This window comes from Pantoea stewartii subsp. stewartii, assembly GCF_008801695.1.
GTDB classification, from domain to species: Bacteria; Pseudomonadota; Gammaproteobacteria; order Enterobacterales; family Enterobacteriaceae; genus Pantoea; species Pantoea stewartii.
Genome location: NZ_VZPF01000041.1, coordinates 1 through 17,507, shown reverse-complemented (window position 1 = coordinate 17,507; position 17,507 = coordinate 1). Strand labels below are relative to the sequence as shown.

Sequence of the window (17,507 nt, the reverse complement as noted above, 5' to 3'; positions counted from 1 at the left end):
GCGGCTTGTCTGAAAAGGCAGGCCGCAAGGCTTTGAGGAGAAGCTAATGGCCGGCGCAAAAGAAATACGTACCAAGATTGGAAGCGTAAAAAATACGCAGAAGATCACCAAAGCGATGGAAATGGTCGCCGCCTCCAAAATGCGTAAAACGCAGGAACGCATGGCGGCCAGCCGTCCGTATGCAGATACCATGCGCAAAGTGATTGGTCACCTTGCGTTAGGCAATCTGGAATACAAGCACCCTTACCTGGATGAGCGCGACGTTAAGCGCGTCGGCTACCTGGTCGTTTCGACTGACCGCGGGCTTTGTGGTGGTTTGAACGTTAACCTGTTCAAAAAATTGCTGGCAGAGATGAAGGCCTGGTCCGACAAAGGCGTACAGAGCGATCTGGCCATTGTGGGATCGAAAGGCGTGTCATTCTTCGGCGCTGTTGGTGGCAATGTAGTGGCACAGGTCACTGGCATGGGCGATAAGCCTGCGCTGTCTGATCTTATTGGCCCAGTAAAAGTGATGTTGCAGGCCTACGATGAAGGCCGTATCGACAAGCTGTACATTGTTAACAACAAGTTCAACAACACCATGTCTCAGACTCCGACCATTACCCAACTGCTGCCGTTACCGCCAGCGGAAGGTGAAGAAGAGATGAAGGCGAAGACCTGGGATTACCTGTACGAGCCCGATCCGAAAGCGCTGCTGGATACGCTGCTGCGTCGCTATGTCGAATCGCAGGTTTATCAGGGTGTGGTGGAAAACCTGGCCAGTGAGCAGGCCGCACGTATGGTGGCGATGAAAGCTGCAACCGATAACGGCGGAAATCTGATCAAAGAGCTGCAGTTGGTTTACAACAAAGCTCGTCAGGCCAGCATCACCCAGGAACTTACCGAGATCGTCTCGGGAGCCTCCGCGGTTTAACCAGGTTTGGAATTAGGTAGAGGATTCAAGATGGCAGCTGGAAAGATTGTCCAGATTATCGGCGCCGTAGTTGACGTCGAATTCCCTCAGGATGCAGTACCGCAAGTGTACAGCGCTCTTGAGGTTAAGAATGGTGATGCTCGTCTGGTGCTTGAAGTTCAGCAGCAGCTGGGTGGTGGCGTAGTGCGTACTATCGCCATGGGTACTTCTGACGGCCTGAAGCGCGGTCTGGAAGTTGCCGACCTGAAAAAACCGATCCAGGTACCGGTTGGTAAAGCAACCCTCGGCCGTATCATGAACGTGCTGGGCGAGCCTATCGACATGAAAGGCGACCTGAAAGAAGAAGATGGCAGTGCAGTAGAGGTTTCCTCTATTCACCGCCCTGCGCCTTCTTATGAAGAGCAGTCTAACTCGCAGGAACTGCTGGAAACCGGCATCAAGGTTATCGACCTGATGTGTCCGTTCGCGAAGGGCGGTAAAGTCGGTCTGTTCGGTGGTGCGGGTGTGGGTAAAACCGTAAACATGATGGAGCTGATCCGTAACATTGCGGCTGAGCACTCAGGTTACTCGGTATTTGCCGGCGTGGGTGAGCGTACTCGTGAGGGTAACGACTTCTACCACGAAATGACTGACTCCAACGTTATCGACAAAGTTGCGCTGGTGTATGGCCAGATGAACGAGCCGCCGGGTAACCGTCTGCGCGTTGCACTGACCGGTCTGACCATGGCGGAGAAATTCCGTGATGAAGGCCGTGACGTTCTGCTGTTCATCGACAACATCTACCGTTATACCCTGGCCGGTACAGAAGTCTCTGCACTGCTGGGTCGTATGCCATCTGCGGTAGGTTATCAGCCAACGCTGGCAGAAGAGATGGGTGTGTTGCAGGAGCGTATTACCTCCACCAAAACCGGTTCAATCACCTCCGTACAGGCCGTTTACGTCCCTGCGGATGACCTGACTGACCCGTCACCGGCAACCACCTTTGCTCACTTAGACTCAACAGTCACCCTGAGCCGTCAGATCGCCTCTCTGGGTATCTACCCAGCCGTTGATCCGCTGGACTCAACCAGCCGTCAGCTGGATCCACTGGTTGTGGGTCAGGAGCACTACGATGTTGCACGTGGCGTACAGTCACTGCTGCAGCGTTATCAGGAACTGAAAGACATTATCGCCATCCTGGGTATGGACGAACTGTCTGAAGAAGACAAACTGCTGGTGGCACGTGCGCGTAAGATTCAGCGCTTCCTGTCTCAGCCGTTCTTCGTAGCAGAAGTGTTCACCGGTTCTCCAGGTAAATACGTGACGCTGAAAGACACCATCCGTGGCTTTAAAGGCATCATGGAAGGTGAATTTGACCACCTGCCAGAGCAGGCCTTCTACATGGTTGGTGCCATCGAAGAAGCGGTCGAAAAAGCGAAGAAACTGTAATAACGGTTTCCCAGGAGGAAAATTATGGCTATGACTTATCACCTGGATGTTGTCAGTGCAGAGAGCCAACTGTTCTCTAGTCTGGTACAGAAAATTCAGGTGTCAGGTAGCGAAGGTGAACTGGGGATTTTCCCTGGCCACGCCCCGCTGCTGACTGCCATTAAGCCTGGAATGATCCGTATCGTGAAACAGCACGGCGAAGAGGAGTTTATTTACCTCTCTGGCGGCGTGCTGGAAGTGCAGCCTGGCAGCACTACCGTTCTGGCCGATACCGCTATTCGCGGTACCGATCTGGACGAAGCGCGTGCCCTGGAAGCAAAACGTAAAGCAGAAGAGCATATGAACAGCAGCCACGGCGACGTGGACTATGCTCAGGCTTCTGCAGAACTGGCGAAAGCCATTGCCAAACTGCGCGTGATCGAGCTGACCAAAAAAGCGATGTAATCCGGCTTTATGCGTCACGAAATGCCAGCCCATTGGGCTGGCATTTTTTTTATCTGAAGCCCGGATAGCGGGATAATAGCTAATTTCGGAACGAGAAAAATGTAGTAATCTCAGTGCTAAATCGTTTAACGTTCCTCAGTCAAAAATCAGTCAGGATAGATATGTCTAACAGTGCGATGAGTGTGGTGATTCTTGCGGCTGGCAAGGGCACCCGTATGTATTCCGATCTGCCAAAAGTCTTGCATACGCTGGCAGGTAAACCGATGGTTCAGCACGTCATTGATGCCGCAAAAGGGCTGGGTGCGCAACAGGTTCATCTGGTTTACGGACACGGCGGTGACCAGCTCAAAGCCACGTTAACCGACAGTGCCGTTAACTGGGTGTTGCAGGCAGAACAACTCGGTACCGGGCATGCCATGCAGCAGGCAGCTCCGCACTTTGCAGACGACGAAGACATCATGATGCTTTATGGTGATGTTCCGCTGATTTCTGAAGAGACATTACAACGTCTGCGCGACGCGAAGCCGGAAGGCGGGATTGGACTGTTAACCGTCGTACTGGATAACCCTACGGGCTACGGCCGCATCGTGCGTGAAAATGGCACCATCGTCGGCATTATTGAGCAGAAAGATGCCAGCCCTGCGCAACTGGCCATTAATGAAATCAATACTGGCATCCTGATCGCTAACGGTGGTGATCTAAAACGCTGGCTGGCAAAACTTACCAATAATAATGCTCAGGGTGAATATTACATCACCGACATCATTGCCCTGGCGCATCAGGAAGGTCGGGTCATCAATGCGGTACACCCGGCACGCAATAGCGAAACTGATGGCGTAAATAACCGTCTGCAACTGGCAACTCTCGAGCGCACTTACCAGCAGGAGCAGGCAGAAAAACTGCTGCTTGCGGGCGTTATGCTACGCGATCCGGCACGCTTCGACCTGCGCGGCACGCTGCAGCATGGTCGGGACGTTGAGATCGACGTCAACGTCATTATTGAAGGCCAGGTAACGTTGGGCAACCGGGTCAAAATTGGTGCGGGCTGCGTCATTAAAAACAGCGTCATCAGCGATGATTGCGAGATTAGCCCCTATTCGGTGATCGAGGATGCGAATCTGGCCACTGACTGTACGGTCGGCCCGTTCGCGCGTTTACGTCCCGGCAGTGAACTGGCCCAGGCCGCCCACGTCGGCAATTTCGTTGAAATGAAAAAAGCCCGACTCGGGAAAGGCTCTAAAGCAGGTCACCTGTCTTATCTGGGTGATGCGGAGATCGGCGCCAATGTGAATATCGGTGCAGGGACGATTACCTGCAATTACGATGGCGCAAACAAATTCAAAACCGTTATTGGTGACAATGTATTTGTTGGCTCGGATACGCAGCTGGTCGCACCGGTGAGTGTGGCGGCAGGCGCAACGATTGCCGCCGGAACAACGGTGATGAAAGACATTTCCACTGCCGATCTGGTCTATAACCGTAAAGAGCAGAATCACAAAGCCGGCTGGCAGCGCCCGCAGAAGAAAAAATAATTTTTACGGCCCGGGCTAAACGGGCCGCTTGCAGTACCAAAACTATAATCCCCACTCTCTACAAGGCTCGGGGAACCGGCAATGCCGGACTATCAGGTCATATGACAACGCAATGGCAAACAGCCATGAAGTCAGGAAATAACTTATGTGTGGAATTGTTGGTGCAGTAGCACAACGTGATATCGCAGAAATTTTGTTAGAAGGTTTACGCCGCCTGGAATACCGCGGTTATGACTCAGCCGGTCTGGCCGTCGTCGATCAGCAAGGCCATATCACCCGTCTGCGTCGTCTGGGCAAAGTTCAGATGCTGGCTGCCGCAGCGGAAGAACAACCCCTGAACGGCGGAACCGGTATCGCGCATACGCGCTGGGCAACCCATGGCGAACCCTCAGAGGCCAATGCGCATCCGCACGTTTCTGAGCACATCGTTATAGTGCACAACGGTATTATCGAAAACCATGAGCCGCTTCGTGAAGCGCTGATTGCACAGGGTTACCATTTCAGCTCAGAAACCGATACCGAAGTGGTAGCGCATCTGGTTCATCTGGAGCAGAAAAAGGGCGGTTCGCTGCGTGAAGTCGTGCAGCGTGTGATTCCCCAACTACGCGGTGCCTATGGCATGGTGATCATGGACAGTCGCGATCCATCGTGTCTGGTGGCCGCCCGTTCAGGCAGCCCACTGGTGATCGGTCGTGGTGTGGGTGAAAACTTCATTGCTTCTGACCAACTGGCCCTGTTGCCGGCCACTCGCCGCTTTATTTATCTGGAAGAGGGCGATATCGCTGAAATCAGCCGTCGCGATGTTACGATCGTCGATCGTGCGGGTAATACCGTGCGCCGCGATGAGATCGAATCCAGCGTACAGTACGATGCCGGCGATAAAGGTATCTATCGCCATTACATGCAAAAAGAGATCTATGAGCAGCCAAATGCGATTAAAAACACCTTAACGGGGCGTTTTAATCACGGTGCAGTCGATCTCAGCGAACTGGGGCCAAATGCAGAAGCGCTGCTCAGCAAGGTTGAGCACATCCAGATCATCGCCTGTGGCACTTCTTACAACTCTGGCATGGTCTCGCGTTACTGGTTCGAGGCGCTGGCAAACCTCCCTTGTGATGTCGAGATTGCGTCCGAATTCCGCTACCGTAAATCGGCGGTACGTAAAAACAGCCTGCTGATTACCCTGTCCCAGTCGGGGGAAACGGCGGATACGCTGGCCGCGCTGCGCCTGTCGAAAGAGCTGGGGTACCTGGGATCGCTGGCTATCTGTAACGTCGCGGGTTCGTCGCTGGTACGTGAATCCGATCTGGCGCTGATGACCAAAGCGGGTACGGAGATTGGTGTAGCCTCTACAAAGGCCTTTACCACTCAACTGACCGTACTGCTGATGCTGGTGGCAAAACTCGGTCGCCTGAACGGCATGTCCGCAGAAAAAGAGCACGAAATTGTGCATGGTCTGCAGGCTCTGCCAAGCCGCATTGAGCAAATGCTGGCGCAGGACAAGCTGATTGAAAACCTGGCCGAAGATTTCTCTGATAAGCACCATGCCCTGTTCCTTGGCCGTGGTGATCAGTACCCTATAGCGATGGAAGGGGCGCTCAAGCTGAAGGAGATCTCGTATATTCATGCGGAAGCCTATGCGGCAGGTGAACTCAAGCACGGTCCGCTGGCGTTGATCGATGCCGATATGCCGGTCATTGTGGTGGCACCGAACAATGAACTGTTAGAGAAGCTGAAATCGAATATCGAAGAAGTACGCGCACGTGGCGGTCTGCTGTACGTGTTTGCCGATCAGGATGCCGGTTTCAGTGACAGCGAAGGAATGAAAATCATTCCTCTGCCGCACGTCGAAGAGGCCATTGCGCCTATCTTCTATACCGTGCCGCTCCAGCTGCTCTCCTATCATGTGGCCCTGATCAAAGGCACCGATGTGGATCAGCCGCGTAACCTGGCGAAATCGGTAACGGTCGAGTAATGCATCTTATGCGTGAATCCCCGACGGGATTCACGCGTTTCATTTATTTGATCTTGCTACTGCATTGCTCCAGTGCACGCTGTTGCTCGCTGATTTTGCGGTTAGCCTCATCGAGTGAACGCTGCAGGTTATTGATCGTATCCTCATTGTTGCTTAGCTTTTGGCGAGTTGACTGAGGATATTTGCATGATTTTATAGCGTTTTTGTTAAGTCTTTAATCTTATCTTTCATTGCAATAACACCTTCAACATCGACGGATGATTGTTTAACGGTGCCGTAATAACCCAATATAGCCAGAGCGCCTCTGTTATTAGCTGCGGTATAAAATTTATCTAAATGAATCGTGGGTGTCGTATCTTCCGCCTGTAAGCGTACAGAGCAGGACGACATTGCACACCAGAAGCTTCTTCATAAATCTCATCGAACATGTCCTTTTCGAGAGGAGTCTCATGAAATGAGCAATAATTGTGCCTGTCATATAACTGTAATATTAACTACATTTTTCTGTCACTAAACTGTCCTATTTTCCCTCCTGCAGCAATCACTGACTCTTACTAAAAAGGCACTTAGCCTGACTTTTCTCCCCTGGAGGGAACATGACACTGATGCGTAGCACCGTAGCCCGAATCCTCGCCGCCTCTCTTGCCGTTAGTGCGGTTTCTGCATTTGCAGCCACCGATCTGACCGGTGCTGGCGGTACATTCCCGGCGCCGGTTTATGCCAAGTGGGCAGCAGAGTATCAGCAAGCCACCGGTAGCAAAATCAACTATCAGGGCATTGGTTCATCTGGCGGTGTAAAACAAATTATCGCCAAAACCGTTGATTTCGGTGCCTCCGATGCGCCTATGAAAGACGAAGATCTGCAGAAATATGGTCTGTTCCAGTTCCCTACCGTAATCGGTGGCGTGGTGCTGGCGGTTAACCTGCCAGGCATCAAATCTGGTCAGCTGACGCTGGACGGTAAAACCGTTGGCGACATCTATCTGGGTAACATCAAAAAGTGGAACGATCCTGCGATTGTTAAACTGAACCCAGGCGTGAAACTGCCCGATACCAACATCAACGTGGTGCGTCGCGCGGATGGCTCAGGTACCTCTTTCGTTTTCACCAGCTACCTGGCGAAAGTGAATGAAGAGTGGAACAGCAAAATTGGTAAAGGCAACACCGTTAACTGGCCAACCGGTCTGGGCGGTAAAGGTAACGATGGCGTAGCAGCGTTTGTACAGCGTCTGCCAGGTTCTATTGGTTACGTTGAGTACGCGTATGCCAAACAGAATAACCTGACCTATACCAAACTGATGGATGCGGACGGCAAAGCGGTTGCGCCAAGCGAAACCAGCTTCTCTAATGCCGCGAAAGGCGCAGACTGGAGCAAATCGTTTGCTCAGGATCTGACCTTCCAGAAAGGCAATGATGCATGGCCGATCACCTCAACCACCTTTATCCTGATTTACAAAGATCAGACTAATGCGGCGAAAGGTGCCGAAGTCCTGAAGTTCTTTGACTGGGCCTACAAAGATGGCGGTAAAACGGCCAATGCGCTGGATTATGCCACCCTGCCGGAGAGCGTGGTTCAGCAGATCCGTGCTGCCTGGAAAGCCAATATCAAAGACAGTTCTGGTAAAGCGCTTTATAAGTAAGTGAATGACCCTGACCAGCCTGCGTGCTGGTCAGCCTTCAAGGGCGGCGTCTGCCGCCCTGATAACTTCTGAGGACGAAGACTTCTATGGCTGCAACGAAGTCGGCATTCAAAGCCCCAGGTAAGCAAGGTGACCGAATTTTTGGCGCGCTGGTAAAACTCTCTGCGCTGATTGTTCTGTTGCTTATGGGCGGCATTATCGTCTCCCTGATCTTCTCTTCCTGGCCAAGCATACAGAAATTTGGTTTCGCGTTTTTGTGGACCAAAACCTGGGACGCTCCTAACGAACAATTCGGTGCACTGGTGCCGATTTACGGCACACTTGTCACCTCAATCATTGCGTTGATTATTGCGGTACCGGTCAGTTTCGGTATTGCTCTTTTTCTGACCGAACTCTCACCAGGCTGGTTACGACGTCCACTGGGAACCGCAATTGAGCTGCTCGCTGCGATTCCGAGTATTGTTTATGGTATGTGGGGCTTATTTATCTTTGCTCCGCTGTTCGCAGAATATTTCCAGACGCCCGTTGGTGATGTCCTCTCGGGCATTCCGATTATTGGCGCTCTGTTCTCCGGTCCGGCGTTTGGTATCGGTATTCTGGCCGCAGGTGTGATTCTGGCCATCATGATCATTCCCTATATTGCTTCAGTCATGCGCGACGTGTTTGAGCAGACGCCGGTGATGATGAAAGAGTCAGCCTATGGGATTGGCTGCACCACGTGGGAAGTGATCTGGCGCATCGTATTGCCGTTTACTAAAAACGGCGTCATCGGCGGCATCATGCTGGGCCTGGGACGTGCGCTAGGCGAAACCATGGCGGTCACCTTTATTATCGGTAACACCTACCAGCTCGACAGTGCCTCACTGTTTATGCCAGGCAACAGTATCACCTCGGCACTGGCGAATGAGTTTGCTGAAGCCGAATCGGGTGTTCACGTAGCGGCACTGATGGAACTGGGCCTGATTCTGTTTGTTATCACCTTTATTGTGCTGGCGATTTCCAAGTTAATGATTATGCGCCTGGCAAAAAGTGAAGGAGCGCGATCATGACAACAATGGAAGTACAGGCTCGGGCCGAACTGGAAGCGTCACGTCGCAAAATGCAGTCGTGGCGTAGCACCAAGAACAAAATCGCCTTAACGCTGTCCTTGCTGACGATGGCATTTGGCTTATTCTGGCTGGTCTGGATTTTGTTTACCACCGTGAGCCGCGGCATTGACGGGCTTTCATGGTCGCTGTTTACCGAGTCCACACCGCCGCCAAACACGGCGGGAGGCGGATTAGCCAATGCGCTGGTAGGTAGCGGTTTACTGATTTTATGGTCGACATTCATTGGTACGCCACTGGGCATTCTGGCGGGTGTGTATCTGGCAGAATATGGTCGTAAGTCTTTACTGGCGGAAGTGATTCGTTTCATTAACGACATCCTGCTGTCTGCCCCATCGATTGTTGTGGGCCTGTTTGTCTACACCATTGTCGTGGCGCAGATGCACCACTTCTCAGGCTGGGCAGGTGTGATAGCGCTGGCGTTGTTACAGATTCCAATAGTGATTCGCACGACGGAAAACATGTTACGACTGGTGCCTGACAGCATGCGCGAAGCAGCCTATGCGCTGGGTACGCCCAAATGGAAGATGATTTCCGCCATTACGCTGAAAGCGTCCGTATCCGGGATTATTACGGGTGTGCTGCTGGCGGTAGCGCGCATCGCGGGCGAAACCGCGCCGCTGCTGTTTACTGCGCTGTCGAACCAGTTCTGGAGCACCGACATGATGCAGCCGCTGGCAAACCTGCCGGTCACCATCTTTAAATTTGCGATGAGTCCGTTCGCCGAGTGGCAAAGTCTGGGCTGGGCGGGCGTACTGATTATTACCCTCTGTGTGTTGCTGTTAAATATCGTAGCACGCGTGGTATTCGCCAAGGGTAAACACGGTTAACGACTGACACGGCCCTGTGCGGTGTCGTATAAGAGAGAAAAGCAATGAGTACTGCGACTGCATCAGCGGGTAAGATTCAGGTCCGTAATCTGAATTTTTATTACGGCAAGTTTCACGCTCTGAAGAACATCAACCTGGATATTGCGAAGAATCAGGTGACGGCCTTTATCGGCCCTTCAGGCTGTGGTAAATCCACTTTGCTGCGAACCTTCAATAAAATGTATTCGCTCTATCCCGAGCAGCGCGCGGAAGGGGATATTCTGCTGGACGGCGACAACATTCTGGCGTCCAACCAGGATATCGCCCTGCTGCGCGCCCGGATTGGCATGGTGTTCCAGAAGCCAACGCCTTTCCCGATGTCGATTTATGACAATATCGCCTTTGGCGTGCGCTTGTTTGAAAAGCTGTCTCGCGCCGATATGGACGAGCGTGTGCAGTGGGCGCTTACAAAGGCAGCCCTGTGGACTGAAACCAAAGACAAGCTGCATCAGAGTGGCTACAGTCTGTCAGGCGGCCAGCAGCAGCGTCTGTGTATTGCGCGCGGTATCGCCATTCGTCCGGAAGTCCTGCTGCTGGATGAGCCCTGTTCAGCGCTGGATCCCATATCTACCGGCCGTATCGAAGAACTCATTACTGAACTGAAGCAGGATTACACCGTCGTGATCGTGACACACAACATGCAGCAGGCGGCACGTTGTTCCGACCACACGGCGTTTATGTATCTGGGCGAACTGATTGAGTTCAGCGACACCGACACGCTGTTCACCAAGCCGGCACAGAAACAAACGGAAGACTACATTACAGGTCGCTACGGCTGATTAGACAGGAGATCGCCATGGACAGTTTAAATCTGAATAAACACATCTCCGGTCAGTTTAACGCTGAGCTGGAGCACATCCGCACGCAGGTGATGATCATGGGCGGCATGGTTGAGCAGCAGCTGACCGATGCCATTACCGCCATGCATAATCTGGACGGCGAACTGGCCCAGCGCGTCATTGATGGCGACCAGAAGGTCAACATGATGGAAGTGGAGATTGATGAAGCCTGTGTGCGCATCATCGCCAAACGTCAGCCGACCGCTATCGATTTACGTCTGGTCATGGCGATTATCAAAACCATCTCCGAACTGGAACGCATCGGCGATGTTGCCGAGAAAATCAGCCGCACTGCGCTGGAGAAGTTTGGCCAGCAACATCTGCCGCTGCTGGTCAGCCTGGAATCGCTGGGCCGTCATACTGTGCAGATGCTGCATGATGTGCTGGATGCCTTTGCGCGCATGGATCTTAACGAAGCCGTGCAGATCTACCGTGAAGACAAGAAAGTGGATAAAGAGTACGAAGGCATTGTGCGTCAGCTGATGACCTACATGATGGAAGATCCGCGGACGATTCCCAGCGTTCTGACGGCGCTGTTTTGCGCCCGTGCCATCGAACGTATCGGTGACCGCTGCCAGAATATCTGCGAAATCATTTTCTACTTCGTGAAAGGTCAGGATTTCCGTCACGTGGGCGGCGACAGGCTGGACGCGCTGTTATCCGGTGACGACGACGGTAGCAACAAGCCGTCTTGATCTCGCGCAACCGTGCGCCATAAGGCGCACGGCTCCGGCTATTCTGCATAGACCCCATCCTCTTAGCTCTTTATACTTGCGCCAGTTTTTTAACCAACGGGTGCGCACTCATGTCCTCTTCTTCCCCTGTTAAGCAGAGCATTACGCCTGCGAAAGCGATGCTGGCTGCCGTCAGCGGTTATGCCATGGACGGATTCGATCTGCTGATTCTGGGTTTATGCTGCCCGCTATCAGCCTGTCGCTGGCACTTGATCCGTCACAGGCTGGTTCACTGGTGACCTGGACGCTGATCGGCGCGGTCATCGGCGGCATTGTGTTTGGCCACCTCAGCGATCGCTATGGGCGCATTCGTGTGTTAACCATCACGATACTGATGTTCTCTGTCTTTACCGGATTGTGTGCAGTGGCGCAGGGTTACTGGGATCTGCTGGCGTACCGTACGCTGGCGGGCATGGGACTGGGCGGTGAGTTTGGCATCGGCATGGCGCTGATTGCAGAAGCCTGGCCGGCAGAAAAGCGCAACCGCGCCTCGGCCTGGGTCGGCATCGGCTGGCAACTCGGCGTACTGCTGGCGGCATTTATCACCCCGCCTTTACTGAGTGTGATTGGCTGGCGCGGCATGTTCCTGGTGGGATTACTGCCCGCGCTGGTGTCATTTGTTATTCGCCGCAGCATGGGCGAACCCGAGAGCTTCACCCGTCAAATTAAACATGTTCCCTCGCTGTCCTTTCCCGCCCGACTGAAACTGCTGTTTAAAGACCGTGCCACCAGCAAAGCCAGCCTGGGGATCTTTATTCTCTGTTCCGTTCAGAACTTCGGTTATTACGGCCTGATGATCTGGATGCCCAGTTACCTGTCCTCTAACTTCGGTTTCAGTCTGACCAAATCCGGCGTCTGGACGGCGGTAACCGTGGTGGGCATGACCTTTGGCATCTGGCTGTTTGGCGTGCTGGCCGATCGCTTTGCGCGCTGGAAAATCTTTCTGCTTTACCAGTTCGGTGCGGTCGTGATGGTTGTGGTTTATGCGCAACTGCGCGATCCGACCGTGATGTTGTTTACCGGTGCGCTGATGGGCCTGTTCGTCAACGGTATGATTGGCGGCTATGGCGCATTGATCTCAGATACCTTTCCGCCGCGGGTTCGTGCGACCGCGCAGAACGTATTGTTTAATCTGGGGCGCGGCGTCGGTGGATTGGGACCGTTGGTGATCGGGCTGCTGGCGGGTAAATTCTCCTTCGTGGCTGCTATCACGCTACTGACCCTGATCTACCTGCTGGATATTGCAGCAACGCTGTTCCTGCTGCCGAAAAAGCAAAGCCAGGACGATGCGCTGGGGGCGATTGGTTAAGTAACCCGGCTGATGTCACTTAACCGGCTTTATAATGAAGCCGGTTTAAGTTGGCTGGGGATGCCCGGATCGTTTGCTGAACTGAATTCGTCCATTGCGCATGGTTACACTGGCTGTTTGCGTATTCATTCCAGGCCGATGTTGGTGGAAAGACGCAATGCGGAACTTCGCCGCGCGAAAACAGGCAATGATTTCATCGTATTCATCAGGGTTCGCACCATGCTGGCCAGTTTACTCGATTACTACAAAAGTCTTCCTTTGACAGAAGAAGCCTTAAGGTTTCAGTTGGAAAAATGGCTTAGCATGCAACGCTCATGGTGTTGCGATATGTCATTTGCCACACAGTTTCCGTGGAAGGAAACGGGACTCCCTGCGCATTTTTTGTCGATATCGTGGCATTTGATGCCCCCATTACTTCGCATGTCATAACGAAAATTTGCAGGGAATGGTCAGAAATTAAGCCTCAGCGTGTTCGCATTCTCGTGCCTGGCGACATTCCTGTATGCGGAGAAATGGATCAACTCATCTATGCCTCAGCCCTCACCAGCAAGGGAAACGAGGCTGAAGAACATCATTTGACACTAATTCGCGCTGACGCAAGAAGTTTGAGCTGGTGCATGCAAGGGTTGACTGACGCTTATCAACGGGCATGGGAAGCCATGCCTGCTTTGAAAGAAAGTTTACTGCCGACGAATGAAAGTACACTGATGGAAAAAATTTCTGATGGCAGTGTTTTTATTCTTTATGAAGAAGCACAACGTGTCGGGTTTATTGTTTGTGAGGAAGGTACGGTAGGGTTTCTTCAGGCATTCCAGATAACTGAGGAAGTGATATTGCCTGAATATCAAGGGCGATCGCTGGCATCCCTTGCTCAGCAGGTTTTAAGAAAACAGCTGTGTCTTTCGGGTAAACGAAATTCCCTGTTAGCGGGCACGATTGTTCCGGGGAATCGTCCCTCAATCCGCGTAGCCGAAAAAGCAGGCCGTCGATGCGTGCTCAGATATGAATTTCTTCCAGCAGGACAGCCTTGATCGGCGACGATGAAAACCCTGCGCAGCCAGAGGGCAACACCGTTGCCCTCTGGCTGAATTACAGATTCATCAGCGGCAGCAACTGCTGATACAACCGACCGAACGTCTCACGTCTCGGCTGATAATGTGCATGACGAGCCGGATCTGGCTCATGGCGCTGCACCTGCTTCAGGGCCGGAATGGTCAGATTGTTATCTATTGCCATCTGCGCCAGTCGGGCGGCACCCAGCGCCGGGCCGACATCGCCACCTTCGCAGTAGTCCAGTGTTTGTCCGCTGATATCTGCCAGCATCTGCCGCCAGTAGCGACTTCGTGCTCCACCGCCAATCAGCATGATGCTTTCGGGTGTTACGCCGCAGTCGTGAACCACATCCATGCCATCTGCCAGCGCAAAACCGACGCCTTCCAGCACGGCGCGCGCCAGCTCGGGTCGCCCATGCTGGTGGGTAAACCCAAAGAAGCTGCCGCAGGCATGCGGATTATTATGCGGTGTGCGTTCACCGGAAAGATAAGGCAAAAACCACAAGGCGGGCGCATCGTCTTTTGCACGTTCCGCTTCGGCTAACAGGTGCGGGACATCATCGCAGCCCGTCAGTGACGCTGCCCAGTCCAGGCAGGAAGCGGCGCTCAGCATTACCGACATCAGGTGCCAGCGCTGCGGCAGCGCATGACAAAAGCTGTGTACCGCCTGCTCGGGATTGCTGAGATAGCCTTCGCTGACCACGAAGTACACGCCGGAGGTACCGAGTGACAACATCCCTTGCCCCGGCGCTACCATGCCGACGCCGACCGCGCCTGCCGCGTTATCGCCACCGCCCGCCACGATCGGCACCTGCGGCAGCGACCAGCGCTGCGCGATCGCGGCTGATAAAGTACCGGTAATCTGGTTGCCTTCGAACAGGGCTGGCATCTGGCTGTGATCCAGCCCGCAGGCCGCGAGCATCTCCTCACTCCAGTCACGCTTTTCCACATCCAGCCACATGGTTCCGGCTGCATCAGACATGTCGCTGGCAAACTCGCCGCTCAGGCGCCAGCGCAGGTAATCTTTAGGCAGCAGCACCCTGGCAATCCGGGCAAAAATGTCTGGTTCGTGCTGTTGCACCCATAATAGTTTGGGCGCGGTAAAGCCTGGCATCATCAGGTTACCGGTGATGCGCCGAGAGTCAGGTACCCGCTGCTCCAGTTCACGGCACTGATCGCCGCTGCGTCCGTCGTTCCAGAGAATGGCGGGACGCAGCACCCGATGCTGCGCGTCCAGCAAGGTCGCGCCGTGCATCTGTCCTGTCAGGCCCACAGCTTTCACCGTGCTCAGGTCGTGCCGTTGTGCCAGTGCCTGCATTGCCTTATCCGTGGCCTGCCACCAGCTTTCGGGATCTTGCTCGCTCCATAACGGATGCGGGCGGGAAACCGTTAGTGGGGCCGTTTCCACCGCCGCTACCTGCCCTTGCACATCCAGCAACACGACTTTTACGCCGGATGTGCCGATATCGATCCCGATTACCATGTCGCGCTCCTTACGGATTAGAAGTCATAGAGGTAATGATTCACCAGGTTTTCCAGTTGCTCCTGGCGGCCGCTGCGATGTTGCGGATTGAACTGCTGCTGGTGCGCATGGGCCGCGAGCGTTTCCAGTGAAAACTCACCTTTCAAAATCTGCTGACCAAACTCCCCGTTCCAGCCGCTGTAGCGCTGTGCCACGCGCTGATCAAGCTCACCGTCAGACAGCATACGCGCCGCCACTTTCAACGCCAGCGCCATCGTGTCCATGGCTCCGATGTGTCCATAGAACAGATCGTACTTGTCGGTGCTCTGCCGACGTACTTTGGCATCAAAGTTTAAGCCGCCTGTGGTAAAGCCGCCTGCTTTGATAATTTCATACATCACCAGCGCGTTCTCTTCCACGCTGACCGGGAACTGATCGGTGTCCCAGCCACACTGGGCATCACCCCTATTGGCATCGACCGAACCAAATACACCCAGCGCAATCGCCGTCGCTATTTCGTGATGGAATGAGTGACCCGCCAGCGTGGCATGGTTGGCTTCCACATTTACCTTAATCTCTTTTTCCAGGCCAAACTGCTTCAGGAAGCCATAAACCGTCGCAACGTCATAATCGTACTGATGTTTGGTCGGCTCCTGCGGTTTGGGTTCAATCAGGAGCGTGCCCTGGAAGCCGATTTTGTGCTTATGTTCAACGACCATCTGCATAAAGCGGCCAATCTGCTCGCGCTCCTGGCGCAGGTCGGTATTTAACAGCGTTTCATAGCCTTCGCGTCCGCCCCACAGTACGTAGTTTTCGCCCCCCAGCGTTTGGGTCGCTTTCATTGCACTGCACACCTGACTGGCGGCCCAGGAAAATACTTCCGGATCCGGATTGGTGGCGGCACCCGCACCGTAGCGCGGATGTGTAAAGCAGTTAGCGGTGCCCCAGAGCAGTTTTAAGCCCGTTTCCTGCTGTTTCGCCTGCAACGTATCGGTCATTACCGCCAGGTTTTCGCGATAGCTTTTTAAGGAGTCACCTTCAGGTGAGACGTCCACATCGTGAAAGCAGTAGTAAGGCACGTTCAGCTTGTGGAAAAACTCAAAGGCAACGTCCGCTTTCAGTTTGGCCAGCGCCAGCGCATCGCCCGCTTTTTGCCATGGACGATCAAAAGCGCCGACACCAAACATGTCCGCGCCATTCCAGCAGAAGGTGTGCCAGTAACAGGCGGCGAAGCGCAGATGCTCAGCCATGGTTTTCCCCAGGATGACTTCGTCAGGGTTGTAGTGGCGGAAGGCCAGAGGATTAATGGTTTTTGCGCCTTCGTAGCGAACGCGATCAAGCTGGTCAAAATAAGCGTGCATGGTTTGCTCCTTAACAGTGGTCCCGAATGGGTTACCCAGAAGCCATATTGTGCGTATCCGCTTTCTGACTACTCAATTACGATATTTCACACAGGCAGTAAGAGAATTATTTATTGTGCGCTTGCTCGCAAAAAAATATGACGATGAGATGACCTCATGCTGTGCAGTTTGCGGTAACGGCGAGTCTGAAAATGTTAAAATTTGGATCGCGCTCAAAAATTCAGAAATAAACCAAAAAACGTAATAGCCGGATAAAAATCAGTAATTGCTGGCAGGTAAAAATAAGGTGAACAATTCATCCGCCTGGTTCATAGCCTTACAACGGCTTTGTTGAATAATAGGTAATCATTCTGTTTTGTCTGCACTGTTTTGGTAGAAAACGCTGATGCCAGACAGAACACCGTCATACGCAAGCATGTAACACATTGATTTTATGTTATCTGAAACAACCGTTTTCATAGTACCACAGCATAAAATCCATTTATTCAACAAAGCCCCTTACAACGACAATAACCGTTCCCTACAGGATGACCATGATGAAAATGAAACCCGCATTACTCGCTGCGCTAAATAACTGCTCGGAATAGTAGATCACTTAGAGGGAACTCAGTCCGGTTTATGCGATCTGATCAATCGCTGAATATCCCAAATCACCAGCCGGACTGAGCAATGTCGATCATAGCACCAATACCCAGAACCGAACGACGCCTGATGCAGAAAACTATCCATAAAACAAAGGACAAAAACCACGCCCGGCGGCTCACCGCCATGCTGATGCTGCATCGTGGTGACACCGTCAGTCATGTTGCCAGAACACTCTGCTGTGCCCGCTCATCGATTGGT

Annotated in this window: 15 protein-coding genes and 2 pseudogenes; 14 read left to right on the top strand and 3 right to left on the bottom strand. The window is 53.1% G+C overall.

Annotated features, from left to right (window positions below):
- The first annotated feature begins 46 nt into the window (after nucleotides 1–46).
- The 5 genes from atpG to glmS all read left to right on the top strand — a co-directional run bounded on the left by atpG (nucleotide 47) and on the right by glmS (nucleotide 6,292).
- Entirely contained in the window at nucleotides 47–913 is an 867-nt protein-coding gene (gene atpG, locus F7Q90_RS13615; protein ID WP_006121201.1) for a F0F1 ATP synthase subunit gamma, read from the top strand.
- Nucleotides 914–943: 30 nt separating this feature from the next.
- The gene (gene atpD, locus F7Q90_RS13610; RefSeq protein ID WP_006121202.1) at nucleotides 944–2,341 is read left to right on the top strand and encodes a F0F1 ATP synthase subunit beta; all 1,398 of its coding nucleotides are present in this window, start codon (nucleotides 944–946) and stop codon (nucleotides 2,339–2,341) included.
- 24 nt (nucleotides 2,342–2,365) lie between these two features.
- Entirely contained in the window at nucleotides 2,366–2,785 is a 420-nt protein-coding gene (locus F7Q90_RS13605) for a F0F1 ATP synthase subunit epsilon (RefSeq protein ID WP_006121203.1), read from the top strand.
- A 161-nt stretch (nucleotides 2,786–2,946) separates the two neighbouring features.
- The gene (gene glmU, locus F7Q90_RS13600) at nucleotides 2,947–4,317 is read left to right on the top strand and encodes a bifunctional UDP-N-acetylglucosamine diphosphorylase/glucosamine-1-phosphate N-acetyltransferase GlmU (protein WP_006121204.1); all 1,371 of its coding nucleotides are present in this window, start codon (nucleotides 2,947–2,949) and stop codon (nucleotides 4,315–4,317) included.
- 145 nt (nucleotides 4,318–4,462) lie between these two features.
- Complete coding sequence (gene glmS / locus F7Q90_RS13595) at nucleotides 4,463–6,292, top strand: glutamine--fructose-6-phosphate transaminase (isomerizing) (RefSeq protein ID WP_151161018.1); 1,830 nt, start codon at nucleotides 4,463–4,465, stop codon at nucleotides 6,290–6,292.
- Nucleotides 6,293–6,484: 192 nt separating this feature from the next.
- On the opposite strand, the gene F7Q90_RS27220 is transcribed toward glmS, so the two are convergent.
- Complete coding sequence (locus tag F7Q90_RS27220; RefSeq protein WP_006121206.1) at nucleotides 6,485–6,682, bottom strand: hypothetical protein; 198 nt, start codon at nucleotides 6,680–6,682, stop codon at nucleotides 6,485–6,487.
- 206 nt (nucleotides 6,683–6,888) lie between these two features.
- Here F7Q90_RS27220 and pstS point away from each other — a divergent pair, with 206 nt between their 5' ends.
- The 8 genes and pseudogenes from pstS to F7Q90_RS13550 all read left to right on the top strand — a co-directional run bounded on the left by pstS (nucleotide 6,889) and on the right by F7Q90_RS13550 (nucleotide 13,820).
- Nucleotides 6,889–7,932: a phosphate ABC transporter substrate-binding protein PstS gene (gene pstS, locus F7Q90_RS13585; protein ID WP_006121207.1), complete on the top strand. Its 1,044-nt coding sequence runs from the start codon at nucleotides 6,889–6,891 to the stop codon at nucleotides 7,930–7,932.
- Nucleotides 7,933–8,018: 86 nt separating this feature from the next.
- Entirely contained in the window at nucleotides 8,019–8,981 is a 963-nt protein-coding gene (gene pstC / locus F7Q90_RS13580; RefSeq protein ID WP_006121208.1) for a phosphate ABC transporter permease PstC, read from the top strand.
- Nucleotides 8,978–9,868, top strand: coding sequence for a phosphate ABC transporter permease PstA (pstA, locus tag F7Q90_RS13575; protein ID WP_006121209.1), 891 nt, complete (start codon nucleotides 8,978–8,980; stop codon nucleotides 9,866–9,868). The genes pstC and pstA overlap by 4 nt, the downstream gene beginning before the upstream one ends.
- A gap of 44 nt (nucleotides 9,869–9,912) precedes the next feature.
- The gene (gene pstB / locus F7Q90_RS13570) at nucleotides 9,913–10,686 is read left to right on the top strand and encodes a phosphate ABC transporter ATP-binding protein PstB (RefSeq protein WP_006121210.1); all 774 of its coding nucleotides are present in this window, start codon (nucleotides 9,913–9,915) and stop codon (nucleotides 10,684–10,686) included.
- A gap of 17 nt (nucleotides 10,687–10,703) precedes the next feature.
- Nucleotides 10,704–11,441 carry a phosphate signaling complex protein PhoU gene (phoU, locus tag F7Q90_RS13565; RefSeq protein WP_006121211.1) on the top strand — a complete coding sequence of 246 codons (738 nt, stop codon included), beginning with the start codon at nucleotides 10,704–10,706 and terminating at the stop codon, nucleotides 11,439–11,441.
- Between the two features lie 110 nt (nucleotides 11,442–11,551).
- Nucleotides 11,552–12,789: pseudogene (locus F7Q90_RS13560) on the top strand (MFS transporter).
- A 12-nt stretch (nucleotides 12,790–12,801) separates the two neighbouring features.
- Entirely contained in the window at nucleotides 12,802–13,218 is a 417-nt protein-coding gene (locus tag F7Q90_RS13555) for a hypothetical protein (protein WP_141119400.1), read from the top strand.
- Between the two features lie 83 nt (nucleotides 13,219–13,301).
- Nucleotides 13,302–13,820, top strand: a complete 519-nt coding sequence (locus F7Q90_RS13550; RefSeq protein WP_141119401.1) for a GNAT family N-acetyltransferase — start codon at nucleotides 13,302–13,304, stop codon at nucleotides 13,818–13,820.
- Between the two features lie 58 nt (nucleotides 13,821–13,878).
- Here the strand turns inward: F7Q90_RS13550 and xylB are convergent, their stop codons facing one another.
- On the bottom strand, nucleotides 13,879–15,324 hold the full coding sequence (gene xylB / locus F7Q90_RS13545; RefSeq protein WP_006121213.1) for a xylulokinase: 1,446 nt from the start codon (nucleotides 15,322–15,324) through the stop codon (nucleotides 13,879–13,881).
- A gap of 17 nt (nucleotides 15,325–15,341) precedes the next feature.
- The gene (xylA, locus tag F7Q90_RS13540; protein ID WP_006121214.1) at nucleotides 15,342–16,664 is read right to left on the bottom strand and encodes a xylose isomerase; all 1,323 of its coding nucleotides are present in this window, start codon (nucleotides 16,662–16,664) and stop codon (nucleotides 15,342–15,344) included.
- 669 nt (nucleotides 16,665–17,333) lie between these two features.
- Here xylA and F7Q90_RS13535 point away from each other — a divergent pair.
- Nucleotides 17,334–17,507, top strand: a pseudogene (locus tag F7Q90_RS13535) (IS630 family transposase); the annotation flags it as partial.